Raw genomic sequence first — 26845 nt, 5'->3', positions numbered from 1 at the left:
ATTATTCTTGATTTAAGAACTCATGCAACTCACTCAGTCTTTTAATTTCATGAAACGGTACAACTTTATCCGCTTTTTTATTGTCACGGTTCACCCAGACAGAGCGTATTCCAGCTCGAGAAGCGCCAAGAATGTCCGTCATTAAATTATCACCAACCATAATCACTTCATCTTTTGATAAGTTTAACAAAGATAACGCATGATCAAAAATTGACGGATCAGGCTTGCCTCTTCCAAATGCTCCAGAAATGACAATCTCATCAAAATACGGAGCAATTTCTGGCGTGATTTCTAGTTTTGTATTCTGAAGCTGAGGCGATCCGTTTGTTAATAGCAACAGCTTATAGTTTGCGCGTAGTTCATTTAATACCTCAAACGTATCTTCGTATACGAACGGATTACGACGACGTTCTTTAGGGAATCGTTCTGCAAGCTCTGCACCAAATGCTTCGTCATCAAGTCCAAGCGACTTTAATCCTTGTGTCCATGCATCTTTACGATAAGTTGGCACAATTTGTTTCATTTTTTGGAAGTTCTCATGTTCATCATGGAAATCTCCCCATAGCCCTTCAAACGGATTAATACCAATCATTTTTGTAAACTCGTACGTTTCATATGTAGCATACAGTGTAGAGGCCGCTTCGCGTACAGCTGCTTCCAACTCCGCAGGATCAACATCATACCTTTGAGCTGCGTACTCGCACGTTGCACGGAATGCTTCCGCGACGCTCTTTTTATCCCATAGTAACGTATCATCTAAGTCGAAAAAGATTGCTTTGATATTCATTTTATCAGTACTCATTCAGACACCTCTTTTATTTATTTAAAAAGTTGAACTATTCTAACACTAGATTACATTGTTCAATTAAAGAAGTCTAGCTAAATTCGGATTCTTCTAAAATGATAGCGTTATCATATTAAAAAACCTTATTTGGAATGTAACTGAAAGAGTAGAATGTGATATGATGAAAAGAATGAGGATGCACTTGGAGGTATACAAATGAAATCACTGGAAGAAATGTACGGCTTTACGACAGCAAAGGTTGGAAAGCGCTTGAGTAGGCTGGTAGCCAGTTTCTTACGCCCTTATGGCATAACGCCTGAACAATGGACGGTATTAAAGAAGGTATCGGAAGCTGATCGTATTACACAAAAGCAACTAGCTATAAAAGCGGATAAAGACCAAGCTACGCTTACAAAAATTTTAGATTTATTAGAAAAAAGCGGTCACTTACAGCGAATAAAAAACCCTGAAGATCGCCGCTCTTACTATATTCAGCAAACAGAAAAAGGAATGGCTTTGCAAGAGGAGATAACGGGCCCTATTGAAAACCTTTTTAACATGCTAACTGAGGAAATGAATGAAGCTGATTTAGCTGCTTATTTTAACGTACTTCAGCAATTGGAAAAAAGAGCGGAATCTCTACAAGAAGAGATTGGACATACGTAAAGCAGGCACTTCAACTAGAGGGCCTGCTTTAAATACACCTTGCCATTTTTAGCACATCTTCAATTTGTCTCAGCGTTTCCCTCGCTTCTTCATCCAGCGCCGTAAACTTAAACGCAATCGACTCAGCCTCTGGGTTAACGAAAGGTTCTTTGTTAGTGTCTTTTCGAAACGTTGTAATGTTTTCAAGTAAATATTTAAATGGTGATGTTAAGTTACTCCTTCGAAAACGTAAACTCACCGTTGAAGGCGTTCGCTTTTGCAACTCATTACTACCTTCATATTGAATGGCTCCTATGTATCGATCTCCCGCTTCTCTTGATTCTTTATTTCGATATAGCTGTACGGTCTGTGTAGTGCCGTGCCAATCAATGTACAGTCCTGCACTTTCACATAAATCATGAATATAATGAAATATTTCGGTCACTTCTCCGAAATGATGTTGAAGCGGATGCTTAACGCCCATTGCACTTCGCCTCCCTTTTTAGACCATTATATTTGATAAATGAAGGGTTTATTCGAAAAAGAAGAGAAATGGGAGAGTTTCATTCTTAAAGTTTACATAATATAGTTATAGAAATCTAGCGATAACCAGAATTTCGAAACGCATCGTAAACGGTGTCTTCTTGTAATTTTTCTAGGTATATATTAGTCGTTGCAATAGAGGCGTGTCCTACTACTTGTTTTACCACTGATAAGGGGACGTCATTTGCTAAGCTGTTCGTAATGAAGGTGTGACGAAACCAGTGTGGTGAAATAGATGAATTACCTTGAATTGCATAAACCGCTGTTTTGATGAGTCGATAAAGCGTTGTATACGATAATCTTTTTTTAACTCCCGTTTTGATAAACGGCTTAAGCTGAAAAAAAAGGGGCGTTTCATCTGAAGGATTCAGCATCATCGATTCTCCTAAACTCTCCCGGTAGTGAAACAGGGCGTTTTGAACGTCTTTAAACACTGGGATTGTTCGTTCTTTTTTTCCTTTTCCGAACACATCCACTAGTATATTGCCACGACGATCTTCACGGAAACTTCCCCAGTTTAAGCTTAATACTTCACTAGACCTCATTCCGCTTAAATATAAAAGCATACCCATCAGCCGATTTCGTGCTTGATATTCTTTCTGTAGCATTGAATGTTTTACAACATCTTCAAGCGTTTTTACAATGACTTCAGCTTCTCTTACACTTAACTCTCTGTATTCCGTTCGATTGACCTGTTTTTTTTCACTATAATGTCCCTTTGAAATCGTAGGCTTTTCAATCCAAGTTGTATACAACGAAGGATAAAACTGCGTTTCATGACCGAAGGTGAGCATCCTTCTAAAAAACTCTAACTTTCTTGCAGCGCTTCTTTTTGCATACGTTTGATTCACCCAATGATTAAATGCCTTCACTTCCATAAACCCAACTTCTTTTAAGGAAACATCTATCTCTTTAAAAAAAGTCAAAACTGTCTTTAAATCTTGATGGTACGCTCGAATGGTATGTGGAGACAGCTCAGGCTTTATCATTTTAATGTTCATAAAAAGCTCAACAAATGTTTCATTGTCTGTATGACTCAACGATAAATTTTGATTTTCATCTAACAGATTTCCCCACTGTTCTTTTAATTGCCGAAAAGACAGAGAAGATTGACTTTGCATTAATTTGTTTTCATTTTTCATTATTTCCACCTTCTTTTAATCACCATCTCTTAAAAGCTTCAAAATCCATTTTAAGAGGTTTTTTTAAAATTGAATGTATTGGTATTAAAGTTGTTTTAAAACGATATATAACCCTATTTAAAGAGGTCGTTTTTTTAAACACATCAATAATTATGTAAAAATATGTAATTTATTGGCGTTTTTTCTGCTTTTTCTTTACTTTATCATACTAACGCTTGATAAGGAAGAGTTATCTTGCGTTAGTATGATAAAGTATTTACCTCGAAAAAAACTCAGCTAGGTGCTGAGTTTTCAGTAAGATTCTAATTGAGTAATGACGAGCTTTTCATTTTCATGTACGATTGTGTATACTCGGTAATATTCTTTTTCTTCCGTATGTTCATTTATGGTAATGTTCATAACTTCTTTCGTTTTTACTTCGTAGCTATTTTCTTCCTTAGGCGTCCATTCTAAAATATCAACCGTTGCAAGATCTTCTCGTATTGTTCGATCATACAGTGTTTTAACGAGCTGCTGTTGTTCATTAAACAATGTGCTATCTTTTTCAAAATAATGTTGAATACGATCAAACTCATTAAGATTAATAGCTTCTGTTAAATCACGTAAATAGGTTTCTGTAAATGCACGAACAACCGAAGCATCTACTTCTGTAACTTTGTTCAAATCTACCTCAATATCTTCCACAGGCAAAATGACTGGCATATCTTCTTTAAGTTGGTTAATCCGCTCCGAGCTCTTTGCTAAAACACCAAATTCTCCAGAACCATCTTTAAAAAGTAAAACCTTCTCTTGATTACCATCTTTATCTTCAATGGCCGTTTCTTTATTAAACGACACTGTTTCGTTAGGCGTTATTATTTTTCGATATTCTATATACTCATCTGAAGAAATATCTAATGATTTTTGACGATACGTCATTTCGTCCCATTCATTTAACTTCCAACCATCTTTTCCATATTTCATATTTAAATAAATAGTTGTACCTCCGTTCCCTTTTTCATCCAGAGGTTGAATAGCTGAAATTGAAAATTGACCAGGGCGATTGTTAATTACTTTAAAACGCACCGTTGTTTTTAGATCTGGAATAGGCTGTTCATCACATTGACAGTAATAAGAAGTGGCGATTGTTTTTAGCTTTGTAGCAACTAATGAACTCGTAGCAAACTCTTTAAGCTTAGGACTTAGCAGTTGAAAATCTGCTGGTTTCTCCTCATTGTCCCATTCCTCTTCTTTCCCTAACACGTCAAAGGTTTGGACAACATTTGACAGTGAATCTGTAGCAAGCTGCTTAGCTTCTTCGTTTGTTACAACGGGAAGAGAAGAATTTTTCTTAGGCTCATTAGCTGACTCATCAACAGCTTCAGCTGGAACAGTAGCTTCTGATTTAGTTTCTTTGGGTGTCGGGGCTGGAGCAGACTTTGGCTCACTACATGCTGACAACAAAAGCCACAGGGAACAAATTATGGCCACTACACATAGATTTCGCATTTGAATCCCCCTTTTTTCTTTTATCTTGTTTAGCTTTCAAACGTAGACAGCTCAAATGCGCCTGCTGGAATGGTCCATTTAGACTCAGTAGCTTTTTCTAATTTATGAATAACAAAAAGAGAATTTGCTTTTAGTGTTAAGACAATGGTTCCTTTGTTTCCATTACTGTCCGCATCATAATGAATGACAGCCTGATTATGTTTAAACGTTACGTTTTTTGCTTCTACTGTAGCCACTTCTACTGAATTTGGCGGCTTATACGCATGAATCTTCACCGTAGCCTCTGAGTTAGAAGAGGCATAAAACTCTACGATAGGAGCGCCTTTTAAGTCTGAATTAGCAGTGGACCATTTACCGTTATACTCATTTAAGCTAGCTGCTCTTGTAATAGCAGGTGCATTTGAACTTGTGTCTTCCGCTTCATTCAATGCATAAGGCTCTACGCTTTTAATCCGCAATGTACCTTGATTGCTTATGAGCGTATACAATTGGTTGACGCTCTTTGTATAATCCTTTTTATTAGGCTGATGTATAATGATCTCTTCAAATGTTTGTAATTTTATTTGGTTTCTTTCAGCTTCATACCAATTCACAACTTGAATCGTCTTTAGTTCTTGATGAATTCCTTGCTTAGAAAAGTTATCAATTTTCATCACTTGCTGTTTATAAAACTCACTATCTTCTATTGTATAAGTTTGAATCGCCTTAGCCGATTTATTAAAAATTCCATCATGCAAAGCCTTGAAGTAGCTATTCATAAATTGTGAGATTGTTTTTTCATCTATTGCATCTGAAATATCATATTTGTACTGGTTTTCACCAATATCTTTCTTTTCTTCTTGATCATGACTTTCTATCTCTCCTGCAATCATCAAGTCTGTGTCGACCTCAGTTGCTTTTTGAGCTTTTTGCTGACACCCTGCTAGTAAAAGGGATGTTGCAATCGTCATATAAAGGAGATTACGTTTGTTCATTAAAATGATTCCTTCCTACAAAAAAATGGTATGTATATTCTTCCAACAAACAGACCTAGTATACCATTCTACAAAAAAACCCTCAACCCTTTCATAAAAAGAACAAAAACACTGAAAACATGTAGATTCGTTTGAAAAAGCAAAAAAACCTATAGGATGTTACTCCTATAGGTTCCATTCATTTCAGTTATGAAGCGCGGTTTAATACCACTCTTGCAGCAGACGGAATTAATACGGCTAAAATAATTAGACAAGCAATCATGGAGCCCACCATTGCCAATCCGTTCATTGTAAATGAATACCATAATGCCGATACTCCTTTTGGTGCATAAGAGCCCCAAAAGACAATTCCTGCAACAAAGTGCCAGAAATAACGAGCAACGCTTCCGATAATGATAGCTAAAATAATAAACATAAATGCTTTTGTTCGATTGTTAGCAGCTAAGTTCTGCTTGATAACACCTGACAATAGCCCTGCTAGGCCAATGAACGCAAATGCAATAAAATACTCAATAAAAGCTTGTAGAGGTGTTAACACATAAGCAGTGCCCGTGACAACTTGTAGTAATCCCCATAAAAATCCAGCTACAACACCGGATTTAAATCCCCATCGAAAGCAAATAATGAAGATTGGTACCATGGAAAAAGATATGGACACGGCGGGTGCAATTGTGATGGATGGCAATATATCAATAATCATTGCTAAAGCTGCAAAGATTGCCACTTCAATTTTCGCTTGTAAAGACATTCCTTTATTCATCGTCTTTTCACTCCTGTTGTAAAATCATTAGTATTCAACGACAAACACAGGAGACAGCACAAGCTGCACGATCCACACTCCCTACGCTAGCATTAACTAACAGGTTCAAAGGGTCAGAACAATTGGTTCACTCTCAGCCATTCAGGCTCCCCCTGTGGTACGTTGATATGTATTATTAGAACGCTTCCTATTATACCATATTTCTCACATAAGTAAGAAGCAAATTTTATTTAAAGAATAAGCTGATAAAACAGAACATCTTGCCATTGATCAAACTTCCAACCTACTTCTTTGAACTCTCCACAAAACGTAAATCCAAACTGTTCATGCATTTTAATGCTTTTATCGTTTCCTTTTGTAATACCGGAAATAACAACGTGATGATTTAACTCTTTTGCTTGTGCTAAAATAGCTTCCATTAGGCTTTTACCAATTCTATACCCCTGATGAGCTTCATCGACATATACAGAGAGCTCAACTGTTCGAATATATGCTTCTTTATCACGATAGGAAGACAAAGATGCGTATCCAGCTACTTCACTATTTCGTTCAGCAACAAGCAGAGGAAATAGTTGACTTTGGTCATGAGATTCAAACCAACTTTTACGCTGTTCAATCGTTACAGGCGTTAAGTCAAATGTTGCTGCGCTTTGGCGCACTGACTGATTATAAATATCTACCATTGAAGGTAAGTCTTCTGCTAAAGCTTTTCTAATTACTGTCATGATGTATCTTGCTCCTTTTTCAAAATGATGTTTCTATTGTACTTGTTTTTTTCAGAATAATCTACACAAAAAACCCTAATGCTGTTGCATCAGGGTTTATTTAATATATTGATAGGATTGCAGTACACGTAGCGCTTCAGACGTTGAAGTAACCGTCGCAAATTCATTATGAAGCGATGATAAGCTTAAGCGATGAACATCTTCTGCCGCAAAAGTTGTTTCCCCATCGTATGATAACAAGTTGAAACACGCAGTTGCATCGTGTATTACGTAGGTGCGATAACCTAAGTTTCCTGCCATACGTGCCGTTGTAGAGACGCAATGATTGGTTGTTAACCCCACTAGTATAAGCGTATCATATCCGTTTTCCTTTAGATAGTTATCTAGCTCTGTCCCTATAAAGCAGCTATTTTTATGTTTGCGAATTAAGTATTCATCACCAACAGGACCAAATCCTTCTTTGAAACGAAAGCCTTCCGTCCCTGGAAAAAGAGGAGATGTTTCGCTTTTTGAAGCATGCTGAACGTGAATAACTGGAAACTGCTGTCTCCTCCATGCTTGTAAAAGAGTGAGCATATTATCTTCTGCATGAACATTATTACGAGTTCCCCAAGCATCTTGTTCAAAACCTTTTTGTACATCTATGATGATTAAAACAGGGTTTGATTGAATCATTCCAGTCATCAACTTCTTTCATCAAAATTTTAAAATGGAGATTACATACGTACAACCATTTACATCAGCTTTTGAAGCATGCTGCGTCTGTTTTGGTAAATAAATGCGATCTCCCGCTTCGCACCGAGTTGTTTCTCCCTCAACTGTAAAGTAGATAGACCCTTCAATAATATGAAGAATCTCGTCGGTTGGGTGAGTATGACTTGGGTGTTCTTGCCCTGCAACATCATGCTGAACTTCTACATAACCGGTATGTTTTGGAAGTAGTTCATGTATAACTTCTTCAAGTCCACCGCCAATCCCTTTTTTAATAAAGGCTTTTTTTAGTTCCATCTCTTTCACTCCTTTTTAGTTTGAATGGACACTCTGTTGGAAATGAGTTGTTAACATCTCGTAAGAAATATTGCTTCCATTCATGATTTTCTTGATTCCCGTACCATCCTAGATGAGGATGCGCTTCAACTTTGTCGTATTCTTCAAGTCGATTTCGAACTGTTTTTTGAACTTGCTGACCAACTTTTGTATGAGGTGTCATTCCTTCAAACACCCATCTCGGCTGAAATGTAATCATAAGACTGCTGCTCTTCCGACTTTTTCGTAATTCATGTATAGGTGTATTACATACAACAAATATTGGCTCACCTTCAAAACAAAACTCCCATAGAGGATCATTAGGGTCTTTGGGGATATCTTCTGGCCAAGGCTTTCTGTCAATTTGATGTAAAAATGTGAGTGTATCCCAAAACATTGTTTCATACTGAGTCATCGTACGTTTTTTATGTTCAGGCTCAAAGAACACAACAAATGATGTATAACGACCTAATGTGCGAAAACATGAAATATATTCTTTAAGTGCTTCTGCACAGAGTTTAATATCTTTATAGTTGTATGGTGAAGAAACAAACGCAAAGCGCAGCAAATCTTTCTTTAATCCTTCTACTCCTAAAATGCATGGGAAAGGATTCTCTTCAGAAAGCATATCTTGACTAAAATTAGTAAAAACTTCTTTTCCCCATTCAGGCACAATCGACGAATCCATAATTTCCTTGCTGTTAAATAGCTTTTTATTTCTCATTAAAACCCTCCTTACAGGTTTCCACCATACATTTTTATTAAGAAGTAGTGTGCTTTATGTTTACTTCTTGTTATATTCTTCAACTTTACAAGTAACAAGAATAACCTATAAGCAAGCTGGCAGAAAGAAAGGCTTTTGTCCATAGGAAACAGCCTCTGACTAGCCTTTTTCATTTTTTTAGCTCCGTCATTCTCGTTTTTCAGCAGAATAAACAATATCTTTTAAGGTTTCAGTAAACTTTTTTTGTTCATCATAAAAAAGGCCGTGACCACTCTGTTCAAAAGGAATTAACGTTGAATCCTCAATTCCATTATGCATAGCTTCGGCTAAGGGGAATGGACAAACTTGATCTTTTTTTCCATGTAAAATATATGTTTTTACAAAAATTTGACTGAGGTCTTCACGTAGATCTTCATCACGCAGTGACTTTGCTGTTTTAATTGTTCCGTGACCCGAAGCTTCTAGACCCAACAATTGAAACCAATCTCTAAAAGAAGGGCTAAGTTTTGAATTGAAAAATTTTTGCCCAAAATCAGCAAGCATGGCCGGCCGGTCTTGGTACGTCGCTTGAATGATAGCATCTACTTCTTCTTTAGAAAACCCATAGGGAAAACCGCTTCTTTTAATAAAGCTAGGCGCGGCTGCACCAGCTAGGATAAGTTTGTTCACTCCGAACCCTAAATGTCTGCTTATATAACGTAAAGCAATTGCCCCTCCCATTGAAAAACCCACTAGCGTTACAGCTGGAAGTTGTAACGCATGAATAACTGCTCGAACGTCGTCGGCTAATGAGTTATATGTATAACCTTTAAACGGACGACTTGATTTCCCAAACCCACGTAAGTCTATTGCAATACAGCGAATCCCATATTTCGGAAGAACATTAAACTGATATTCATACATTTTATGATTAACTGGCCAACCGTGAAGAAACAATACAGGCATTCCACTTCCAATATCTTCAACATATATTTTTGTACCTTTTCGATCAACGGTAAGGTAATAGCCCATAAACGCACACTTCCTTTCATTATGCCTACTTTATTTTTATGTTGATTTTTTATATTCATGTTGATATTTTTTAGCTGCTTATTTCTTTTATGTTGTTTATTTAGAACATAGTTTATATAGAATTAAACTGCAATAAAAAGAACGCTACAAAATAGCGTTCTTTTTATTGCTTTATTTTAATTTTTTCTCAATCCATACATCAATAACGTCTCCAGATTCCGCTTGATCGATTGCAAACGAACCGTTGCTATAGCGGTCGCTTGGTCGCATTGACGCTGGATCAATGCGCTCTATTTGATTTTTCTCTGACTGTATCACAACCTCATCTTCCTTCGTGACAACCTTCACTTTTGTAATTTGATGAGGATTTGCTTTTAATTCACGAACCATTACTAATCCACGCTTCGCTCGAGACGACTGCTCAAATTCCGTCATTTTTGTTTTCTTAATAGCACCTCGGTGCGTTGTAATAAATAAATCAGTTTCCTTTACTTTTTCTTCGCTAAAAACAACGCCACTCACGACATAATCGTTTTCTTTTAAATTAATCCCTTTCACACCTGCAGCACGCGTTCCCACAACATTGACTTCTTCTTCAGCAAACCATAGGCCGTATCCTTGACGAGTGGCAATAAAGACCTGCTGTTTGCCATTTGTTACGTACACATCTACCACTTCGTCATTACCTTTAACATTCACAGCGACAAGAGCTTTAGAATAACGTTGCGCTTTATACTGCAGCAATTCAGATTTTTTAATCATGCCGTTTTTCGTAAAGAATAACAAATAGTGATCGTCTTTAAACTCTTTAATTGGAATTGCGTTCACAATATAATCGTCTTTATCAATTGGAACAATGTTCATGATATGCTGCCCCATATCTTTCCACCTGATATCAGGAAGTTCATGTACAGGCAAGTATAAATAGTTTCCTTTTCTTGTGAAAATTAAAAGTGTTTCAGTTGTGTTGATTTCCAGCTTTGAAAGGATGCGATCCGTGTCTTTCATACCGAAATCTTGTCCATTCGAAGCTGAATATGAACGTAAGCTTGTACGTTTAACATAACCATCTTTTGTTACTGTGACAATAACATCTTCTGAAGGTACCATCACTTCAAGATTAATTTTGATTTCTTCAATTTCTGCTTCAATCTTTGAACGACGCTCGTCGCCGTACTGCTTTTTCACGCGACGAAGCTCTTTTTTAATGACGCTAAAAAGCTTTTTCTCACTAGCTAAGATGGCTTCAAGCTCTGTAATTTTACCTTTAAGTTCTTCCGACTCTTGTTCTAGTGCGGTGATATCCGTGTTTGTTAAACGATAGAGCTGCAGGGAAACAATTGCTTCTGCCTGTTTTTCTGTAAACTCAAACTGCGTCATTAAGTTATCTTTTGCATTTCGCTTATCTTTTGACGCTCGGATTGTAGAAATTACTTCATCTAAAATAGACAGTGCTTTAATTAAGCCAGCTACAATATGTTCTCGCTCTTTTGCCTTTTGCAGCTCATATTTTGAGCGATTTGTAACCACTTCACGCTGATGATCAATATACGCATCTAAAATGCTTGGTAGGGTCATTAATGTTGGTCTTTTCTTTGAAATAGCTACCATATTAAAACTATAAGGAACTTGTAAATCCGTATTTTTATATAAATAGTTTAGTACACCTTGTGCATTAGCATCTTTCTTTAGTTCAATAACAATGCGTAGACCCGTGCGGTCAGTTTCATCACGAACTTCTGCAATACCTTCTACCTTGCGATCGATGCGCAACTCATCCATCTTTTTTACTAGATTTGCTTTATTTACCTCAAACGGAATTTCTGTAATGACAATTTGTTGCTTGCCTCCGCGCACATCCTCAATTTCGGCTTTTCCTCGAATGATGATTTTTCCTTTGCCTGTTTCATATGCTTTTTTGATTCCATCAACGCCCTGTATAATACCACCTGTTGGAAAATCAGGACCATGAATAACCGTCATTAGCTCCTCTACTGAGCTTGATGGATTATCAATTCGCATAATTGTTGCGTCAATGACTTCTTCGAGATGATGAGGTGGAATTTCAGTAGCATACCCAGCTGAAATTCCAGTTGAGCCATTTACAAGTAAACTCGGGAACATTGCTGGTAACACGGTTGGTTCTTCGCTAGTATCATCAAAGTTAGGAACAAACTCTACTGTTTGTTTGTCAATATCACGTAGCAGCTCAGAGGCCATTGCTGATAAACGCGCTTCCGTATAACGCATTGCTGCTGGTGGATCACCGTCAATACTACCGTTGTTCCCGTGCATTTCAACGAGTACGTTTCGTACTTTCCAGTCTTGACTCATACGCACCATCGCATCGTAAACTGAAGAATCTCCATGAGGGTGATAGTTACCAATTACGTTACCAACTGTCTTTGCTGATTTACGAAACCCTTTTTCAGCCGTATTTCCTTCCACATGCATTGCATACAAGATGCGGCGCTGTACCGGCTTTAATCCATCTCTTGCATCGGGTAGCGCACGCTCTTGAATAATATATTTACTATATCGTCCAAAGCGGTCGCCAATTACGTCCTCAAGAGGTAAATCTAAAAATCGTTCTGCTTGTGTCATTGTGCGTCCTCCTCTGCGACCGTTACTACATTTTCATTATCTAAAATATTTGGATCTTCTTCGAGTCCAAATGCAACGTTGCTTTCAATCCATTTCCTTCTCGGTTCTACTTTATCACCCATCAAGGTAGTAACGCGGCGGTCTGCTCGTGCTGCGTCATCGATACGCACTCGAATGAGCGTTCTTGTATCAGGATTCATGGTTGTTTCCCATAGCTGATCTGCGTTCATTTCTCCTAAACCTTTATAGCGCTGAATGATATAGCCTTTTCCTACTTTTTTTATTGCTCCTTGTAATTCTTCATCGCTCCAAGCATATTCTAGAACTTCTTTCTTCCCAGTTCCTTTGCTTACTTTATAAAGAGGTGGAAGAGCAATAAATACTTTCCCTGCTTCAACTAATGGTTTCATATAACGGTAGAAAAATGTTAAAAGTAATACTTGGATATGAGCACCATCCGTATCTGCATCAGTCATAATGACGATTTTGTCATAGTTGATATCATCCACTTCAAACTCAGCTCCAACACCTCCACCAATTGCATGAATGATTGTGCTAATTTCTTCATTCTTAAAGATATCTTGAAGTTTTGCTTTTTCCGTATTAATAACTTTCCCTCTCAAAGGCAATACGGCTTGGAAACGACGGTCACGTCCTTGTTTAGCAGAACCACCCGCTGAATCTCCCTCAACTAAATATAGCTCATTTTTTTGAGGATTGCGTGACTGTGCAGGTGTTAACTTGCCACTTAACACTGTTTCTTGACGCTTTCTTTTCTTTCCATTACGTGCGTCTTCTCTTGCTTTTCTCGCAGCTTCTCTTGCCTGAGCAGCTTTAATAGCTTTTTTTACAAGCAGCGAGCTGACGTCTGGGTTTTCCTCTAGAAAGTAGGCTAATTGTTCAGAGATCACGGCATCTACAGACGAACGCGCTTCACTTGTTCCAAGCTTCCCTTTTGTTTGACCTTCAAATTGAAGAAGTTCTTCAGGAATACGAACCGAAACAATGGCACCTAACCCTTCACGTATATCCGTTCCTTCAAGATTCTTATCTTTTTCTTTCAAAAGGTTTACTTTCCTTGCATATTCATTAAACGCACGTGTCATTGCCGTTTTTGCTCCCGATTCGTGCGTCCCACCATCTTTTGTACGAACGTTATTAACAAAGGATAAAATCGTCTCTGAGTAGCCATCATTAAATTGAAAAGCAAATTCGACTTCAATACTATTCTGAAAGCCTTCAAAAGAAACAACTGGATGCAGCGTGTCTTTTTCTTCATTTAAATATGTAACAAAAGCTTCAATTCCCGTTTCATAGTGAAACACTTCGTGCTGGTTATGTCTCTTATCAATTAGTTCAATTTTAAAACCTTTTAACAAGAACGCTGATTCACGTAAGCGTTCGCTTAACGTATCAAAGTTGTAAACAGTCGCTGAAAAAATTGATGGATCTGGCTTAAAGTGAATTGTCGTTCCTGTTTTTCTCGTTGTTCCTTTTTTTTCTAGCGTTGTAACAGGTTTCCCGCCGTTTTCAAAGCGCTGTTCATAAATAGTTCCTTCTCGGTAAATTGTAACCGTTAACCATTCAGATAACGCATTTACAACCGATGCACCTACACCATGTAAACCACCGCTTGTTTTATAGCCACCTTGTCCGAACTTACCTCCAGCATGAAGTACTGTTAAAATAACTTCCGGCGTAGGTTTTCCTAATTTATGCATACCCGTCGGCATTCCGCGCCCTTTGTCCTGCACTGAAATAGAGTTATCTTGATGAATGGTTACAATGATTTCTTCACCATACCCTGCTAATGCTTCATCAACGGAGTTATCAACAATTTCATAAACCAAGTGATGAAGCCCTCTTGTATCTGTGCTACCTATATACATTCCTGGTCGTTTACGAACAGCATCTAATCCCTCTAATACTTGAATCGCGTCTTCGTTATAATTAAATTTTTGCTTTTGAGCCATTCATACATACCCCTTCCATACAAACACACTTTCCTCATTATGTAGAAGGCAGCAGCGTGCTGCCTTTTATATGTTTATCTTTACTTGTTCGTGTTTTATCCGCTCAGTAAGAACATACGTTTCTATTTTAGCATACTTAAACGATTTTAGCACATATTTCCGCATTATAAAAGCTATATAGTCCTTATCCCTTGATTATAGATGACCTTGGAACCGTTGTCTAACAGTCATTTGATTGAAGATATGAAAAACCCATGCTTCCATTCATGCATGGGTTTTTCATATCCTATCAAGGGTTTATTTCGTTAGCGCATGTTCTACTTTAATACAACGATCCATGACAACCGTATAGCCTTTACTTGCTAGAAGCTCGTATGCTTCTTCATTTATTAATCCTAGCTGAGCCCAATAAACATCCGCATCAATTTCTAAGAACTCTTTTGCGACATCTAATAAATGCTCAGATCTTCTGAACACGTTTACAATATCAACATGTCCTTTAACGTCTTTTAATGATTTTACCGATTTTACGCCTAATACTTCATCGACTAATGGATTAACGGGGATAATTTCATATCCAGCTTTTTGCATAGCTTCTGAAACCATATAAGACGTTCGTTCTGGATTATCTGATAACCCTACTACCGCAATTCGTTTGCTGTTTTTTAGAATCTTTCCTAATTCTTCACGTGGTGGAATTTGAACTGTCACACTTTTCATCTCCTTTTATGCTTAAACGTTCGATGTATAAAATAATTTTTCCTGCATATGTTACCCGTTTTTTAGTGTTTTGTAAACATTTCCTTTAAACATATAGAAAAAAATACCCTACTTAAAAACTATGTATGGTGTTTTTGCTATCTCATGGTAAAATAGATACGATATATAGATAAAGGAGCTTTTGTCAAATGGATTATCTATTACCTATTCTGGCCTATATCATCGGCTCTATTCCCTTTGGACTAGTTGTTGGAAAATGGGGATACGGCATTGATATACGTGAACACGGGAGCGGAAACCTAGGAGGAACCAATACCTTTCGAACACTAGGAGTAAAAGCTGGTATCCTTGTAACGTTGGGAGACATTTTGAAAGGAACGTTTGCTGCTTCATTAGCTGTTTTATTTCATTCAGGGCTTCATCCTCTTTTAGTCGGTTTATTCGCTGTTATTGGACATACATATCCGCTATTTGCGAAGTTTAAAGGTGGCAAAGCCGTTGCCACATCCGCTGGTGTTTTATTATTTTATGAGCCTCTTTTATTTTTAACATTGCTTGCGTGCTTCTTCATTTGCTTATACATCACCAAGTATGTATCGCTATCCTCAATGATTGCAGGTATCATCGCATTTATTTATACACTATTTACAGGCGAACTAATTTTAATCATCATTGTTGGATTCTTGGCTTCTTTTGTTATCTATCGTCATCGCGCGAACCTTGGTCGAATTCGTCAAGGAACAGAACCAAAAGTTACGTTTTTCTCAAAAAAGAAGTGAAGGTTAAAAGCCTTCACTTCTTTTTTTTCAATAATGTAAGCGAATACATTTATGTTTTTTTAGCTATACTGACAGTAGGAGGTGATTGAGATGAAGCAAAGCCGCTGTCCAATGTGCAAACGTGAAAAAAAGATTCATAAACAAACGCAAAGCAGTCGTTACTGTATTCATTGTTGGGAAACAATTGAGAAACCCTATGAATTTAAATGAAGAAGGTAGTCAAAGTGGTTATTTAGAACAGTGTTTACTTTATAACTCCTTTGACTATCTTTTTTACGCTTCCACGTTCATCCAATTGTATTAATGGTAATTTTAGCTTTTTTCTACTATAATAAGAAAGGAACCCTAGTGATGGAAGGAGCAACACATAATGAAATTAAACGTAACAGAACAAGCTGCCCAATGGTACAAAGATGAAATGATGTTAGAAGGCAATGAACATTTACGCTTTTTCGTTCGCTACGGTGGTTGTAGTAATGTTCAAAAAGGATTTTCGCTTGGTATTAATAAAGACCAACCGTCCAATATCGGTGTAAAAACTGAAGTTAATGGTTTAACATTCTTTGTAGAAGAAGAAGATCTCTGGTATTTCGATGGTCATGACTTAAAAGTCATTTTTAATGAAGAGGCAAGTGAACCTGAATTTATTTACGAAGCATGATAAAAAAAGCATCGACTATACATCGATGCTTTTTTTACTCTTTACCTTTATTAGCTTTTTCGTAAGCTGCATGCCATTCAGGCAACTGCTTTCGAATGGAGATTGGCTTGAAGTTTTCTTTTTTTACACAAACATGCGAAGAAGTGCCAGTTAGAGCAATACTTCCATCCGGCGTTGTAATTTCATATCCATACACCACGCGCAAGCCATCATAATAATCAAGCCATGTTTGAATTTTAGCTGTTTCTCCATAATGAAGTGGCTTTTTATAGGAAACGTTAATGTCAATGACTGGTGATAAAATACCCTCTTGCTCCATCTCAGCATAATTAAAGCCTAAATCTCGAATAAACTGCGTACGCCCTAATTCCATCCATACTAAATAGTTTGCATGATACACTACGCCCATTTGATCGGTTTCACTATAACGCACATCAATTTCTTTTATTGAAATCATACTTTTCATTTCCTCCTACATTGCAATCATACCGGTATTATATTACCACAAATTGGTGTAGTTTCACTACTTATCGGCTCAGCATTCAATACGTTGTGAAGCTAAGCATCTTTTGAATGCGATAAAGTAATGTTTGGAAAATGGTCATTTTATTTTCGTATTTTTCATATGGAAGGGTATAAGTTGCATCTTCATTTCCCCATAAACGTGTAAAATACTGAGTCATTTCTTTCATAATAGCTTCATCAGAATCTGCGGTAATTTTAACATTGGTCTCTAAATTCAAGTCATCTAAATTACGTTTTGTAAAGTTGGCTGATCCTCCAATGATTGTACTCTCGCCCTTTCCACGAACAAATAGAGTTTTGGGATGATACTGCTCTTTGGCCGTGTTATACCATCTTACTTGTATTTTGTTGCTTGAATCATCTAACAACTCAGCAGCTACAGGGCGATTAGGCAGACCAATTTTTTCTTGTCCAAAAGCATTGACGTTTGGATCTAGAATAAGCCGAACTTTAGCACCTTTATTAGAAGCTTGTATTAACTTTTTGACAACTTGGCGATCCGCAAGATAAAACATCCCCACCCATACTTCATCGTCTGATTGTACGTGATCCAACGTGCTTATGATTTCTTTGTATATTTTCCCCTCTGTCAATAGCTGCACACCGATATCACCACTTGGAGCTTTTTCATAGCTGAGCTTCGGTACCTGCACATTACTCGAAAAATCGGCGACGGCTTTTTCTGTCTTAACCACATCATCAATGATATCTCCCTGCACCTCAAAAGCCATATTAGAATGATAACCACTGGCATCGTGAGGGTTAGCTGATGAAACAATAGCTGTTTTATCTGTAGCCACTACTTTCCGATGATTAGCTTTTACGTTAAACAGTTTCAAATAAGACCTTGCCGTAATCTTCGGTGCATTCTCACCAAATGGATTAGCAATCCAGCCTTCTCCAGATTGTCCAAACCACTGCAAAAAACTTCTCCAAACGCTTGAGTATAGAGGGTTGGAATCTCTAAGCTTTGTAACGTCCGTTTCCACAACCTTAATCCCCGCTTGTTTTAATGACTCTAGCCACTCTGATTGATGTGAACCATACGTTGTGTTTACTTCATCGGTAATAAAATAAATATCTACGTTGGGTTCCTTCTTTTTCTTTTCAATTAATTTTCCTGCTAGCGTATCGCTAATAGCTGGATAGGTTTCACCTTGATCATAATAGCCATTAAATAAGAACATATCCATAACGATAAAGTTTTCAGCATTATCAATTGCTTCAAAAATCCGCCGGAAAATTTGTTGCTCACTCTTACCTTCATCACCGCTTTGATATGTTAAGTCATATAACAGCGATACGTCCTGTACATAATGTACGTTCCCTTCATATGAAACGCCTTGAGGCAACGGCTTGTATGTATGATAGAATGCAACGATTGCTAGTAATAATATAAGTGCAAGCATGAGATATGTTGCTTTACTTGTTAATAGGCGCCCCACTGGTTTTCCTCCTCATGAATAGTATCAGCTGTTTATTCCCTTTCTTTGTTCATTAGAAACATAAAAGAAACATAAAGGCCAAAATTGGCCTTTATGTTTCTTAGTTAGTCGAATTAGGATATCCTTCTTCACGCGCTTTAGATTCGTCTTGAATTTCGTTGCGCATCGCTTCTATGCTTACTTCTCGATTATGATTTTTTTGCTCAATTTTTGCACGCTCTTCTCCAGTCGCATGCGCCATTGTAGCCTCAGCTTTTTCAATATTATCAATTGTATTTTGAACCATTGATTGCAAACGTTCTACGTTGTTGCTACGGTCATCTGGATTTGGTTTACTCCATGTCATAGTAAAAACCTCCTTTAAAATACTTTTTTCGTACACCTCTAGTATGCAGCGGTTTCCTCTTTGTATAAGTGGAAAATAACACCCTTTTAAAACAAAAAAAGCCGCTAAACAGCGGCTTTTTATTCTCCCTTTGTCTGAATAACCTGAGGGTGTTTTCCTGATTTATCTTGCATTTTCTTGCCATTGTTACCACCGGCTTCTCGCGGCTGAGTGCCAATGTGGTCAGGTACAAAGCGTTTGGCGAATTTCTTCGGATTTCCCATGTTAACCCCTCCTTGCTGTTACTGTAACCAGTTTCAAGAGGGACTATTCAGCCTTTTCAAGCATACGTTTTTCTAGACGCTCTTCGATGGCACGCTCAATTCTGTCAATTTCTTGTCGGTCTTCTAACAACTTAGTTTTATTCTCTTTTACTAACTCTTCAAACGTGCGTTTATTTACTCTTCTCATCTTTATCACCTATTCTTTTTAAATTTTGGAAAAGTCTGAAAAATAACCTTGCAATAAATTACTATTATTTTTGCCATAATCCTTTACATTAAACCTAAAAAATTCAAAACGCTCCAAATTTGATCATTTTTTGCTAAAACACGCAGCTTTTTCTAAAGTAAAGATCAATTTTCGACCATACTTTCTATACGAACATGCCTAATGAAAGGTTTCATTTTATTCGCAAAAAAAGCAGCTGTTATGAGCTGCTTTCAGACGCAAAGGCCTCCATTTGTTCTAGCGTCATTGGTCCATTAATACGCTTAACGATTTTACCTTTTTCATTAATAAAGTATGAAGTTGGAATGGTCATCACACGATATGATTTTGTAGCTACCTCATCTTTTTCATCTAGAAGCACTTGAAACGATAGTTTGTTTTCTTTTAAAAAGGTTGAAACACTTTGTTTACTACCTTCAGACGACGTTAAATTCACAGCTAGGATATGAACTTCTTTTCCTGATGTTTCATGAAACTGCTGCATAGCTGGCATTTCTTCTTTACAAGGAGGGCACCACGTAGCCCAAAAATTTAAAATAATTTTCTTCCCTTTAAAGTCTGATAACTGAACTGATTTACCTTCTGTATCCTTTAACGTAAAGGGCGGAGCTTGGTCTCCAGGCTCTAGGCCATAAGGCTCTCCATTTGTTACTTCAGCCTGTCCTTCTTTTATGTTTAAATCTGCATACGATGACAGCTTTTCTCCTTCATCATCTTTTGGTGCTAAAGCTTGCCACACAGCAAAACCAGCAAATCCCACCAACAAAAATGTTGCTATAACTTTTTTTAGCATTACGCTTACTCCCTTCAGCCAACTTCTATGAAATCAAAGACCCTTTTTATTTATATATGTACAAGAACATGCAAAATCATCCTAAAATGTGAATCTTTTATTATCATATCACACTTGAAAGCGTTTTATAAAAATGAAAAGAAAAACGCACCTTCAAAAGGTGCGTTTTTGCTATCTTATGCGTGCGTTTTTGATTGAAGCTTATCGCGTAATACCATCTGTAAAATACCGCCATGACGGTAGTAATCAATCTCTACTTCGCTATCAAAACGAACTAATACGTCAAACTCTTTTTTGTTTCCAGCTTCATCCGTTGCCGTAACTTTTACAAAGTCACGTGGTTTTACTGTTTCATCAATTTGAACAGCAATTGTTTCTGTTCCAGTTAAGCCTAATGTTTCAGCACTTTCGCCTTCTTTAAACTGAAGTGGAAGAACACCCATTAATACAAGGTTTGAACGGTGAATACGCTCAAAGCTTTCAGCAATAACTGTTTTAATACCAAGTAAGTTTGTTCCTTTAGCAGCCCAGTCACGAGAGCTTCCCATTCCGTAATCTTTACCTGCTAAAACAACAAGACCTGTGTTTTCTTCTTTGTATTTCATACAAGCATCATAAATGCTCATCACTTTATTTTCAGGCCAGTACGTTGTCCATCCACCTTCAGTGCCTGGCGCAATTTGGTTTTTAATACGGATATTTGCAAACGTACCGCGCATCATTACCTCATGGTTACCACGACGAGATCCGTATGAGTTAAAGTCTCTTGGCTCAACGCCTTTATCTTGTAGATACAGACCAGCTGGCGATGCTTTTGCAATTGAACCCGCTGGTGAAATATGGTCTGTCGTTACAGAATCCCCAAACTTCGCTACAACACGCAGGTCATTTAATGCTTCTACTTCACCTGGCTCTTCAGATAATCCTTCAAAGAATGGTGGGTTTTGAATATATGTTGAATCATTATCCCACGTGTAAAGAGCTTCTTCACTTGTTTCAATTTCATTCCAACGCTCGTTATCATCAAACACGCGATTGTACTCTTTACGGAACAATTCTGGCGTTACAGTTGCTTTTACTACTTCTTTAATCTCGTCTTGAGATGGCCAAATATCACTAAAGAATACTTCTTTACCATCTGATCCTACACCAATTGGGTCTTTTTGCAGATCAATATCAACTGTACCAGCAAGAGAATACGCTACAACAAGCGGTGGAGATGCTAGGTAATTTCCTTTTACAAGCTGATGAATACGACCTTCAAAGTTACGATTACCTGACAACACTGACGTAACTAATAAATCGTTATCTGCAATTGCTTGCTCGATTTCGTCCTCTAATGGACCAGAGTTTCCGATACATGTTGTACAGCCATACCCAACTACATTGTAACCAATCTTTTCAAGGTATGGAAGTAAGCCTGAGCTTTGTAAATAACCCGTTACAACTTTTGAACCTGGTGCTAATGATGTTTTTACGTAAGCCGGAACATCTAATCCTTTTTCAACTGCTTTTTTAGCTACTAAACCAGCTGCTACTAATACATATGGATTTGATGTATTTGTACAGCTTGTAATTGCAGCAATCGCAATTGCACCTGTTTTCATTGTTGTTTCTGTACCATCAGCAAGCTTGAAAGTTACTTCTTTTTCTACATCAGAAGTACTTAAGCCAAAGCTTTGGTTACTTACAGGAGCCGTTAGCGCTTTTTTAAATTCACTTTGCATATCTGAAAGCGGAATTAAATCTTGAGGGCGCTTTGGACCTGAAAGGTTTGCTTCAATTTCGGCTAAGTTAATTTCTACTACGTCTGTAAACGTTGGTTCTGCTGCATCTGGAGTGTAGAATAAACCGTTTTCTTTTGTATATTGTTCGACAACCTGAATATCAGCTTCATCACGACCTGTAAGACGCATATAGTCTAACGCTTCGCTATCAACTGGGAAGAATCCACAGGTTGCTCCGTACTCTGGTGCCATATTAGCAATTGTTGCACGATCTGCTAATGGAAGCTGGGCTACACCTGGTCCGAAGAACTCAACGAATTTTCCAACAACGCCCTTTTGACGAAGTACTTGTGTTACTTTTAAAGCAAGGTCTGTTGCTGTTGTACCATTTGGTAATTCACCAGTTAGTTTTACGCCAATAACTTCTGGTACTGGGAAGTATGAAGGTTGACCAAGCATTCCTGCTTCTGCTTCAATACCACCAACGCCCCAACCTAAAACGCCAATACCATTAATCATTGTTGTATGAGAGTCAGTTCCAACCAATGTATCTGGAAACGCTAAATATTCGCCATTTTCTTCTACTGCATGAACTACGTTTGCTAAATATTCTAAATTTACTTGGTGTACGATTCCTGTTGCAGGAGGTACAGCACGATAGTTATCAAATGATTTTTGAGCCCAGTTCAAGAATTTATAACGTTCTGTGTTACGTTGGAACTCAAGGTCCATGTTCACTCGTAAAGAATCTAATGTTCCAGCTTTGTCTACTTGTACCGAGTGGTCAACTACAAGGTCTACTGGAATTTCTGGATTGATTTTATCTGGGTCCCCACCTAAATCAGCCATTGCTTTACGTAAAGATGCTAAATCAACAACTGCTGGTACACCTGTGAAGTCTTGAAGAATAACTCGTGATGGCTTAAACGGCACATCTACTTCTTGAATTTCATCAGTTCCCCATTTTGCTAAATTTTCTACGTGCTCTTTTGTAATTACACGTCCGTCTACTTGACGAAGAACAGATTCTAATAATACTTTAATTGAATACGGTAATTTTGAAACCGCTCCTAAACCCGCTTCTTCTAATGCTTGTAAGCGGTAATAATTATATGTGCTACCGTTAACTGTGAATGACGAACGAGCGTTAAAAACGTCTTTTTTAGTCATTTCATTACCCCCTTAAATGCTATGTATAAAGGATTTTACTTACCCCATCCTCTATTCCCTTCACCATCTATCTTAATATAATGTTATACATAAGTAAATAAAAAGAATGTTATTAATTTACATAAGTTTTTCTTATAACATAATCATTAATCACAAACATTTTCTAATAATTCATATTTCATAGACTTTTGCGCATATTAAAAATGGAGGTGAAGTCAAATGGCTAATCATAAATCAAAGCATGTCATTCCTGGGGCAAACGCTGCTAGCGCTCAAGGAAAAGGAGCGGGTTTTAACGAAGAATTTTCAAATGAGCCGCTTACTGAACAACAAAAGCAAAATAATAAAAAACGTAAAAAAAATCAATAATCTCGTTTAACATGAGCTTTTATAGGTCATAATGATTATTAGTGTTAGATAAGCACATACCTTAAACCTCATGATTTCTAGCATAAAAAGCCATGTTTCCACATGGCTTTTTCGTTGTTTACTCATTTACTTCGTTCATAATCCCCTGCAAGTCCTGCTGAAACTGTGTAAGCTGCTGACGCTGTGTTTCAGTAGCTGTTTCCAGCGCATTATTAATTTGTTGATATGTTTCATTGATTTCTTCTTTAAGAAGTTTTAGTTCGTGTCCATACGCTGCATCGTGTTTTACAATATTTGATTGTGCATACGCGTCTAACGTTTGTTTATGACCTTGTTGAGCCGCTTGAAAAGCCTGCTGGCTATTTTTATGATATGGCATAATATCTCTCCTTTTTACATTGTTCTGTTGTATTGTTTCATATCCTTCTGTTATTCATACCCTTGTTTTACAGGTTAAAAATGCCGAGCATAAATGCTTCTATAATGAACGACATTAAAAGAGAAGCAACGAAAAGGAGGAGCTTTCATATGAACAAAAACGATAGTAAAGACATGCATAAAAACGCACCTAAAGGACATCAAACTGGGCAACCTGAACCACTTAGTGGATCTCATAAAGTAAAAAATCGTCAGCATACTCGTCAAAAGCATAATAGCGGTCACGATATGTAACAAAAAAAGAGCCGTTAGCGGCTCTTTTTTTCTTTATTGGCTTGCATCGCTTGAATTTCCTCTGGAAGCTCATTACCTTTTTCTGTTGAAAGAGATAATGGCATAACTCCTGATAAAATTTCTGTTGTAACTTCATCAGTTCTTCGTTTATCTCGAGTCATGGTACCTTTTCCTTTCTATACATCATTTCACACTCTTTGAAAGCTTGCATATGATGGTTATGGAAGAACGTGTATCTTAACGGAGGAAACAAGTATGAACAACAAACATTCTAAGAACGATTGCTCAAAAAGTTTTCGAGAACTGCTAGAGTTAATTTTGGAAAATCCTTTTATGAGCTATTTAGATTATGATTCTGTTCGCGCAGATTTATTCGAAACGGAAGATACTTATATTGTGGAAATAGAGCTTGCTGGTTATCACCCTCAACATATTCATGTATCAGTTGAATCACAATCACTTTTCCTTGTAGCGACGAAACAAGTGACCTATGAGGAATACGATGATAAACAGCATACGTCTCAAAAAGCTTCACGTGAAGAAAAGATTGAAAAAACCATTGATTTCCCATTTTTGTTGACCAATAAAAAGATTATTGGAACTCTTCAAAACTCCATACTAGAAATCACCATCTATAAAAACTCAAACGTTACTTCTCCTGCTTCTCATGTTCCTATCCAACCATTCTCCAATGAATAAGATTTACTCAAATCCTCTTTTATATTGTTTATTTAGAACATAGATTAATTAAGACTATTTATGTTTTAATAGTCTTAATTAATGATGTACATATCTTCTGTCCCTCGTTGCACACTATAGAAAAAACGAGGTGATTTTTTGCTTCATACAGCATGGAAAGGCCAGCTATCTTTTGGATTGATTGAATTTCCAATTAAGCTTCACGGAGCAGTTGAAGACAAAGATATCAAATTGCGAACGCTTCACTCAGTTTGTTACAAACCCATTCATCATGTAAAACGCTGTGAACATTGTGAACGTGATGTTCATTCAGATGAACTGATTAAGGGATATGAAACAAGCGAAGGTCACTTTGTGACGCTATCAGAACATGAGCTAGATAAGCTAAAAAAGCAATTTTCTCAAAGTAAAACTATCGATATTTTACATTTTGTCCAGCTAGAAGAAATTGACCCAATCTACTTTGATAAAAGTTATTATATTTCAGCCACTGAATTTGGTGGGCGCGAATATAGCGTACTATTGGAAGGTCTTGCACAAAGTGGAAAGGTTGGTATTGCAAAAGTCTTTTTATATTCTAAGCAACAGCTTGCAATCATCCGCTCTTATGAAGGCTGCCTTTTATTACAAACGCTACACTTTCATGAAGAGCTTCGGCATATACAAGACGTTCCTCATATTGATTCGTTACCATCTCTATCAACGAAAGATCGTGTAGCCGCTGTAGAGATTATTAATAAATTATCTGCTCCATTTGAACCAAAAGTGCATCATGATGACTATCGCGATATGCTACATGAGCTTATTCAAAACAAAGAAGCGATGGCTTCTTTTAACCAGCAGCAGTCTGAACAAGACGTTACCAAGCTGATGCAAATGTTAAAACTGAGTATTGATCAATCTAACTTAAAACCCAAAAAACCTCGTAAAAAGACGATTGAGAAAAAGGCATAAAAAAAGCGAACAGTTAATTGTTCGCTTTTTTTACTACAGATTCTTTAGGAATAATGGTGCCATAATCGACTGGAACCTTGATATACTGGGTAATCTGTTTGTTTTCTACAAATACAACGACATTTTCCTCACTATTTAACACGCTGTTTAATGTAGCATCCGACCATTTAAATCCAAGTTCTTTATTAACATCTTTTACTGACGCTTCTGGACCAAAGACATATACTTCATCCCAGTTAAAATCAAAGAGTTCATTAAAATCAATTACTGCGTAATCACTTTTCGTTTCTTCTTTTGTTTTATTTATTTCATCTACTAATTGAGACTCTAGCTGTGCCTGATTGCGTTCACTATAGGCACGGTCAATAAAAAATGTAGCTAATAATGCAGCTACTGTGAACAATAAAATCTTCTTCACAATCTGCTCCTCCTGTCAGATTCATCGTTGTCGTATATACATATGATGCGACTCTATCTTTTTACATTTTAGAAAATCCAACAAGAAATTACAACTAATATCTAAATTTGTCACAGAAATATTACATAAAATTTGATTTTGTATAAAAAATAATTCTTCGTCCATACTAAGAAGAAAAGGTAGGTTTATAAAACACATGAAGCACATTTCCATTATCGTCGTAAAATTCATTTCATGTATAATTGCATTCGCCATTGGACTAGACTTATTTTTCGATGCAACGTTTGTTGACATTTTATCGTTTAGCGCTTTTGTAACCGCTGCATCTTACATATTAGGTGATCGCATTATTCTTCCTGCTTTAGGTAATAAAGCAGCTACTGCTTTTGATTTCATCTTAACCTACATGAGCGTATGGGTGTTCGGGACAATTTTATTGAATAACTATATGCAAATAGCATGGGGAAGCATTTTATCAGCAACGATTATTACTGGTGTTGAAGTGCTTGTACACCGCTACTCACTAGCGCATTTCTTCCAAAATCGAACGCGTGCTGTAAAAAGAACAGAGTTTCGAAAAGGATTTGCATATAGTACCGAATTTGCAGAAGAACATGATTCAGATATTCATGATCCTCAAAAAAAATAACCGAAAAGCAGACGCTTTTCGGTTATTTTT

32 protein-coding genes and 1 riboswitch are annotated in these 26845 nt (G+C 37.1%); of the genes, 8 read left to right on the top strand and 24 right to left on the bottom strand.

The window, feature by feature from the left end:
* Position 1 precedes the first annotated feature (1 nt).
* Entirely contained in the window at positions 2-802 is an 801-nt protein-coding gene (locus NIZ91_09980; GenBank protein USY56950.1) for an HAD family hydrolase, read from the bottom strand.
* A gap of 198 nt (positions 803-1000) precedes the next feature.
* Here NIZ91_09980 and NIZ91_09975 point away from each other — a divergent pair, with 198 nt between their 5' ends.
* Positions 1001-1450: a MarR family transcriptional regulator gene (locus tag NIZ91_09975; protein ID USY56949.1), complete on the top strand. Its 450-nt coding sequence runs from the start codon at positions 1001-1003 to the stop codon at positions 1448-1450.
* A gap of 28 nt (positions 1451-1478) precedes the next feature.
* Here NIZ91_09975 and NIZ91_09970 read toward each other — a convergent pair whose 3' ends face one another.
* From NIZ91_09970 to NIZ91_09910, 13 genes are all read right to left on the bottom strand, one after another.
* Positions 1479-1913, bottom strand: coding sequence for a hypothetical protein (locus tag NIZ91_09970; GenBank protein USY56948.1), 435 nt, complete (start codon positions 1911-1913; stop codon positions 1479-1481).
* Between the two features lie 115 nt (positions 1914-2028).
* Positions 2029-3114 (bottom strand): tyrosine-type recombinase/integrase, encoded by a 1086-nt coding sequence (locus NIZ91_09965; protein ID USY56947.1) that lies wholly within the window; start codon positions 3112-3114, stop codon positions 2029-2031.
* Between the two features lie 291 nt (positions 3115-3405).
* Positions 3406-4602: a hypothetical protein gene (locus NIZ91_09960; protein ID USY56946.1), complete on the bottom strand. Its 1197-nt coding sequence runs from the start codon at positions 4600-4602 to the stop codon at positions 3406-3408.
* Positions 4603-4631: 29 nt separating this feature from the next.
* Positions 4632-5576, bottom strand: a complete 945-nt coding sequence (locus NIZ91_09955; GenBank protein USY56945.1) for a hypothetical protein — start codon at positions 5574-5576, stop codon at positions 4632-4634.
* A 187-nt stretch (positions 5577-5763) separates the two neighbouring features.
* Entirely contained in the window at positions 5764-6336 is a 573-nt protein-coding gene (gene thiT / locus NIZ91_09950) for an energy-coupled thiamine transporter ThiT (protein ID USY56944.1), read from the bottom strand.
* Between the two features lie 60 nt (positions 6337-6396).
* A riboswitch (TPP riboswitch) is annotated at positions 6397-6499 on the bottom strand.
* Positions 6500-6566: 67 nt separating this feature from the next.
* Positions 6567-7061 carry a GNAT family N-acetyltransferase gene (locus NIZ91_09945; GenBank protein ID USY56943.1) on the bottom strand — a complete coding sequence of 165 codons (495 nt, stop codon included), beginning with the start codon at positions 7059-7061 and terminating at the stop codon, positions 6567-6569.
* A 96-nt stretch (positions 7062-7157) separates the two neighbouring features.
* Positions 7158-7736, bottom strand: a complete 579-nt coding sequence (locus NIZ91_09940; GenBank protein ID USY56942.1) for a cysteine hydrolase — start codon at positions 7734-7736, stop codon at positions 7158-7160.
* Between the two features lie 21 nt (positions 7737-7757).
* On the bottom strand, positions 7758-8069 hold the full coding sequence (locus NIZ91_09935) for a cupin domain-containing protein (GenBank protein ID USY56941.1): 312 nt from the start codon (positions 8067-8069) through the stop codon (positions 7758-7760).
* Positions 8044-8811 carry a YqcI/YcgG family protein gene (locus tag NIZ91_09930; protein ID USY56940.1) on the bottom strand — a complete coding sequence of 256 codons (768 nt, stop codon included), beginning with the start codon at positions 8809-8811 and terminating at the stop codon, positions 8044-8046. Before NIZ91_09930 ends, NIZ91_09935 begins: the two co-directional genes overlap by 26 nt.
* A 186-nt stretch (positions 8812-8997) precedes the next feature.
* Positions 8998-9822: an alpha/beta hydrolase gene (locus NIZ91_09925; GenBank protein ID USY56939.1), complete on the bottom strand. Its 825-nt coding sequence runs from the start codon at positions 9820-9822 to the stop codon at positions 8998-9000.
* A gap of 171 nt (positions 9823-9993) precedes the next feature.
* The gene (gene parC / locus NIZ91_09920) at positions 9994-12426 is read right to left on the bottom strand and encodes a DNA topoisomerase IV subunit A (GenBank protein ID USY56938.1); all 2433 of its coding nucleotides are present in this window, start codon (positions 12424-12426) and stop codon (positions 9994-9996) included.
* Positions 12423-14399 carry a DNA topoisomerase IV subunit B gene (gene parE, locus NIZ91_09915; protein ID USY56937.1) on the bottom strand — a complete coding sequence of 659 codons (1977 nt, stop codon included), beginning with the start codon at positions 14397-14399 and terminating at the stop codon, positions 12423-12425. Before parE ends, parC begins: the two co-directional genes overlap by 4 nt.
* Positions 14400-14696: 297 nt before the next feature.
* A complete protein-coding gene (locus tag NIZ91_09910; protein USY56936.1) occupies positions 14697-15110 on the bottom strand; it encodes a CoA-binding protein in 414 nt (137 codons plus the stop codon).
* Positions 15111-15307: 197 nt separating this feature from the next.
* Between NIZ91_09910 and plsY the strand changes: the two genes are divergently transcribed.
* Both plsY and NIZ91_09900 read left to right on the top strand, forming a co-directional pair.
* A complete protein-coding gene (gene plsY / locus NIZ91_09905; protein ID USY56935.1) occupies positions 15308-15898 on the top strand; it encodes a glycerol-3-phosphate 1-O-acyltransferase PlsY in 591 nt (196 codons plus the stop codon).
* Between the two features lie 370 nt (positions 15899-16268).
* On the top strand, positions 16269-16559 hold the full coding sequence (locus NIZ91_09900) for a HesB/YadR/YfhF family protein (GenBank protein ID USY56934.1): 291 nt from the start codon (positions 16269-16271) through the stop codon (positions 16557-16559).
* Positions 16560-16593: 34 nt separating this feature from the next.
* On the opposite strand, the gene NIZ91_09895 is transcribed toward NIZ91_09900, so the two are convergent.
* The 7 genes from NIZ91_09895 to acnA all read right to left on the bottom strand — a co-directional run bounded on the left by NIZ91_09895 (position 16594) and on the right by acnA (position 23054).
* Complete coding sequence (locus NIZ91_09895) at positions 16594-17016, bottom strand: acyl-CoA thioesterase (GenBank protein ID USY56933.1); 423 nt, start codon at positions 17014-17016, stop codon at positions 16594-16596.
* An 85-nt stretch (positions 17017-17101) separates the two neighbouring features.
* Positions 17102-18493 (bottom strand): phospholipase D family protein, encoded by a 1392-nt coding sequence (locus tag NIZ91_09890; GenBank protein USY57141.1) that lies wholly within the window; start codon positions 18491-18493, stop codon positions 17102-17104.
* A gap of 136 nt (positions 18494-18629) precedes the next feature.
* Positions 18630-18875 carry a small acid-soluble spore protein Tlp gene (gene tlp, locus NIZ91_09885; protein ID USY56932.1) on the bottom strand — a complete coding sequence of 82 codons (246 nt, stop codon included), beginning with the start codon at positions 18873-18875 and terminating at the stop codon, positions 18630-18632.
* A gap of 119 nt (positions 18876-18994) precedes the next feature.
* Positions 18995-19138 carry an acid-soluble spore protein N gene (locus NIZ91_09880; GenBank protein USY56931.1) on the bottom strand — a complete coding sequence of 48 codons (144 nt, stop codon included), beginning with the start codon at positions 19136-19138 and terminating at the stop codon, positions 18995-18997.
* A gap of 43 nt (positions 19139-19181) precedes the next feature.
* On the bottom strand, positions 19182-19325 hold the full coding sequence (locus NIZ91_09875; GenBank protein ID USY56930.1) for an FbpB family small basic protein: 144 nt from the start codon (positions 19323-19325) through the stop codon (positions 19182-19184).
* Between the two features lie 238 nt (positions 19326-19563).
* Entirely contained in the window at positions 19564-20157 is a 594-nt protein-coding gene (locus NIZ91_09870) for a redoxin domain-containing protein (protein USY56929.1), read from the bottom strand.
* Between the two features lie 176 nt (positions 20158-20333).
* Positions 20334-23054: an aconitate hydratase AcnA gene (gene acnA / locus NIZ91_09865; protein USY56928.1), complete on the bottom strand. Its 2721-nt coding sequence runs from the start codon at positions 23052-23054 to the stop codon at positions 20334-20336.
* Between the two features lie 219 nt (positions 23055-23273).
* Between acnA and sspO the strand changes: the two genes are divergently transcribed.
* Complete coding sequence (gene sspO, locus NIZ91_09860; protein ID USY56927.1) at positions 23274-23423, top strand: small acid-soluble spore protein O; 150 nt, start codon at positions 23274-23276, stop codon at positions 23421-23423.
* 118 nt (positions 23424-23541) lie between these two features.
* Here sspO and NIZ91_09855 read toward each other — a convergent pair whose 3' ends face one another.
* Positions 23542-23802, bottom strand: a complete 261-nt coding sequence (locus tag NIZ91_09855) for a hypothetical protein (GenBank protein ID USY56926.1) — start codon at positions 23800-23802, stop codon at positions 23542-23544.
* Positions 23803-23951: 149 nt separating this feature from the next.
* On the opposite strand from NIZ91_09855, the gene NIZ91_09850 reads away from it, so the two are divergent.
* The gene (locus tag NIZ91_09850) at positions 23952-24095 is read left to right on the top strand and encodes a small acid-soluble spore protein P (protein ID USY56925.1); all 144 of its coding nucleotides are present in this window, start codon (positions 23952-23954) and stop codon (positions 24093-24095) included.
* Positions 24096-24109: 14 nt separating this feature from the next.
* Here NIZ91_09850 and NIZ91_09845 read toward each other — a convergent pair whose 3' ends face one another.
* Positions 24110-24256 carry a hypothetical protein gene (locus NIZ91_09845; GenBank protein ID USY56924.1) on the bottom strand — a complete coding sequence of 49 codons (147 nt, stop codon included), beginning with the start codon at positions 24254-24256 and terminating at the stop codon, positions 24110-24112.
* 94 nt (positions 24257-24350) lie between these two features.
* Here NIZ91_09845 and NIZ91_09840 point away from each other — a divergent pair, with 94 nt between their 5' ends.
* Together NIZ91_09840 and NIZ91_09835 are read left to right on the top strand one after the other, a co-directional pair.
* Positions 24351-24794 carry an Hsp20/alpha crystallin family protein gene (locus NIZ91_09840; GenBank protein USY56923.1) on the top strand — a complete coding sequence of 148 codons (444 nt, stop codon included), beginning with the start codon at positions 24351-24353 and terminating at the stop codon, positions 24792-24794.
* Positions 24795-24932: 138 nt separating this feature from the next.
* Complete coding sequence (locus NIZ91_09835) at positions 24933-25748, top strand: Ku protein (GenBank protein ID USY56922.1); 816 nt, start codon at positions 24933-24935, stop codon at positions 25746-25748.
* A gap of 13 nt (positions 25749-25761) precedes the next feature.
* Here the strand turns inward: NIZ91_09835 and NIZ91_09830 are convergent, their stop codons facing one another.
* A complete protein-coding gene (locus NIZ91_09830; protein USY56921.1) occupies positions 25762-26166 on the bottom strand; it encodes a hypothetical protein in 405 nt (134 codons plus the stop codon).
* Between the two features lie 196 nt (positions 26167-26362).
* Between NIZ91_09830 and NIZ91_09825 the strand changes: the two genes are divergently transcribed.
* Complete coding sequence (locus NIZ91_09825; GenBank protein USY56920.1) at positions 26363-26815, top strand: YndM family protein; 453 nt, start codon at positions 26363-26365, stop codon at positions 26813-26815.
* Positions 26816-26845 lie beyond the last annotated feature (30 nt).

The sequence above is a fragment of the Bacillus sp. 1780r2a1 genome (assembly GCA_024134725.1).
In the GTDB taxonomy this organism is placed as follows: Bacteria; Bacillota; Bacilli; order Bacillales; family Bacillaceae_H; genus Priestia; species Priestia aryabhattai_A.
The sequence above is the reverse complement of the archived record's forward strand: the minus strand, read 5'-3'. Positions and strand labels throughout refer to the sequence as shown.

Excerpts from the sequence above, each read along its gene's own strand:
- NIZ91_09980 (USY56950.1), bottom strand. The coding sequence starts at position 802 with ATGAGTACTGATAAAATGAATATCAAAGCAATCTTTTTCGACTTAGAT.
- NIZ91_09975 (USY56949.1), top strand. The coding sequence starts at position 1,001 with ATGAAATCACTGGAAGAAATGTACGGCTTTACGACAGCAAAGGTTGGA.
- NIZ91_09970 (USY56948.1), bottom strand. The coding sequence starts at position 1,913 with ATGGGCGTTAAGCATCCGCTTCAACATCATTTCGGAGAAGTGACCGAA.
- NIZ91_09965 (USY56947.1), bottom strand. The coding sequence starts at position 3,114 with ATGAAAAATGAAAACAAATTAATGCAAAGTCAATCTTCTCTGTCTTTT.
- NIZ91_09960 (USY56946.1), bottom strand. The coding sequence starts at position 4,602 with ATGCGAAATCTATGTGTAGTGGCCATAATTTGTTCCCTGTGGCTTTTG.
- NIZ91_09955 (USY56945.1), bottom strand. The coding sequence starts at position 5,576 with ATGAACAAACGTAATCTCCTTTATATGACGATTGCAACATCCCTTTTA.
- thiT (USY56944.1), bottom strand. The coding sequence starts at position 6,336 with ATGAATAAAGGAATGTCTTTACAAGCGAAAATTGAAGTGGCAATCTTT.
- NIZ91_09945 (USY56943.1), bottom strand. The coding sequence starts at position 7,061 with ATGACAGTAATTAGAAAAGCTTTAGCAGAAGACTTACCTTCAATGGTA.
- NIZ91_09940 (USY56942.1), bottom strand. The coding sequence starts at position 7,736 with ATGATTCAATCAAACCCTGTTTTAATCATCATAGATGTACAAAAAGGT.
- NIZ91_09935 (USY56941.1), bottom strand. The coding sequence starts at position 8,069 with ATGGAACTAAAAAAAGCCTTTATTAAAAAAGGGATTGGCGGTGGACTT.
- NIZ91_09930 (USY56940.1), bottom strand. The coding sequence starts at position 8,811 with ATGAGAAATAAAAAGCTATTTAACAGCAAGGAAATTATGGATTCGTCG.
- NIZ91_09925 (USY56939.1), bottom strand. The coding sequence starts at position 9,822 with ATGGGCTATTACCTTACCGTTGATCGAAAAGGTACAAAAATATATGTT.
- parC (USY56938.1), bottom strand. The coding sequence starts at position 12,426 with ATGACACAAGCAGAACGATTTTTAGATTTACCTCTTGAGGACGTAATT.
- parE (USY56937.1), bottom strand. The coding sequence starts at position 14,399 with ATGGCTCAAAAGCAAAAATTTAATTATAACGAAGACGCGATTCAAGTA.
- plsY (USY56935.1), top strand. The coding sequence starts at position 15,308 with ATGGATTATCTATTACCTATTCTGGCCTATATCATCGGCTCTATTCCC.
- NIZ91_09900 (USY56934.1), top strand. The coding sequence starts at position 16,269 with ATGAAATTAAACGTAACAGAACAAGCTGCCCAATGGTACAAAGATGAA.
- NIZ91_09895 (USY56933.1), bottom strand. The coding sequence starts at position 17,016 with ATGATTTCAATAAAAGAAATTGATGTGCGTTATAGTGAAACCGATCAA.
- NIZ91_09890 (USY57141.1), bottom strand. The coding sequence starts at position 18,493 with ATGCTTGCACTTATATTATTACTAGCAATCGTTGCATTCTATCATACA.
- tlp (USY56932.1), bottom strand. The coding sequence starts at position 18,875 with ATGACATGGAGTAAACCAAATCCAGATGACCGTAGCAACAACGTAGAA.
- NIZ91_09880 (USY56931.1), bottom strand. The coding sequence starts at position 19,138 with ATGGGAAATCCGAAGAAATTCGCCAAACGCTTTGTACCTGACCACATT.
- NIZ91_09875 (USY56930.1), bottom strand. The coding sequence starts at position 19,325 with ATGAGAAGAGTAAATAAACGCACGTTTGAAGAGTTAGTAAAAGAGAAT.
- NIZ91_09870 (USY56929.1), bottom strand. The coding sequence starts at position 20,157 with ATGCTAAAAAAAGTTATAGCAACATTTTTGTTGGTGGGATTTGCTGGT.
- acnA (USY56928.1), bottom strand. The coding sequence starts at position 23,054 with ATGACTAAAAAAGACGTTTTTAACGCTCGTTCGTCATTCACAGTTAAC.
- sspO (USY56927.1), top strand. The coding sequence starts at position 23,274 with ATGGCTAATCATAAATCAAAGCATGTCATTCCTGGGGCAAACGCTGCT.
- NIZ91_09855 (USY56926.1), bottom strand. The coding sequence starts at position 23,802 with ATGCCATATCATAAAAATAGCCAGCAGGCTTTTCAAGCGGCTCAACAA.
- NIZ91_09850 (USY56925.1), top strand. The coding sequence starts at position 23,952 with ATGAACAAAAACGATAGTAAAGACATGCATAAAAACGCACCTAAAGGA.
- NIZ91_09845 (USY56924.1), bottom strand. The coding sequence starts at position 24,256 with ATGACTCGAGATAAACGAAGAACTGATGAAGTTACAACAGAAATTTTA.
- NIZ91_09840 (USY56923.1), top strand. The coding sequence starts at position 24,351 with ATGAACAACAAACATTCTAAGAACGATTGCTCAAAAAGTTTTCGAGAA.
- NIZ91_09825 (USY56920.1), top strand. The coding sequence starts at position 26,363 with ATGAAGCACATTTCCATTATCGTCGTAAAATTCATTTCATGTATAATT.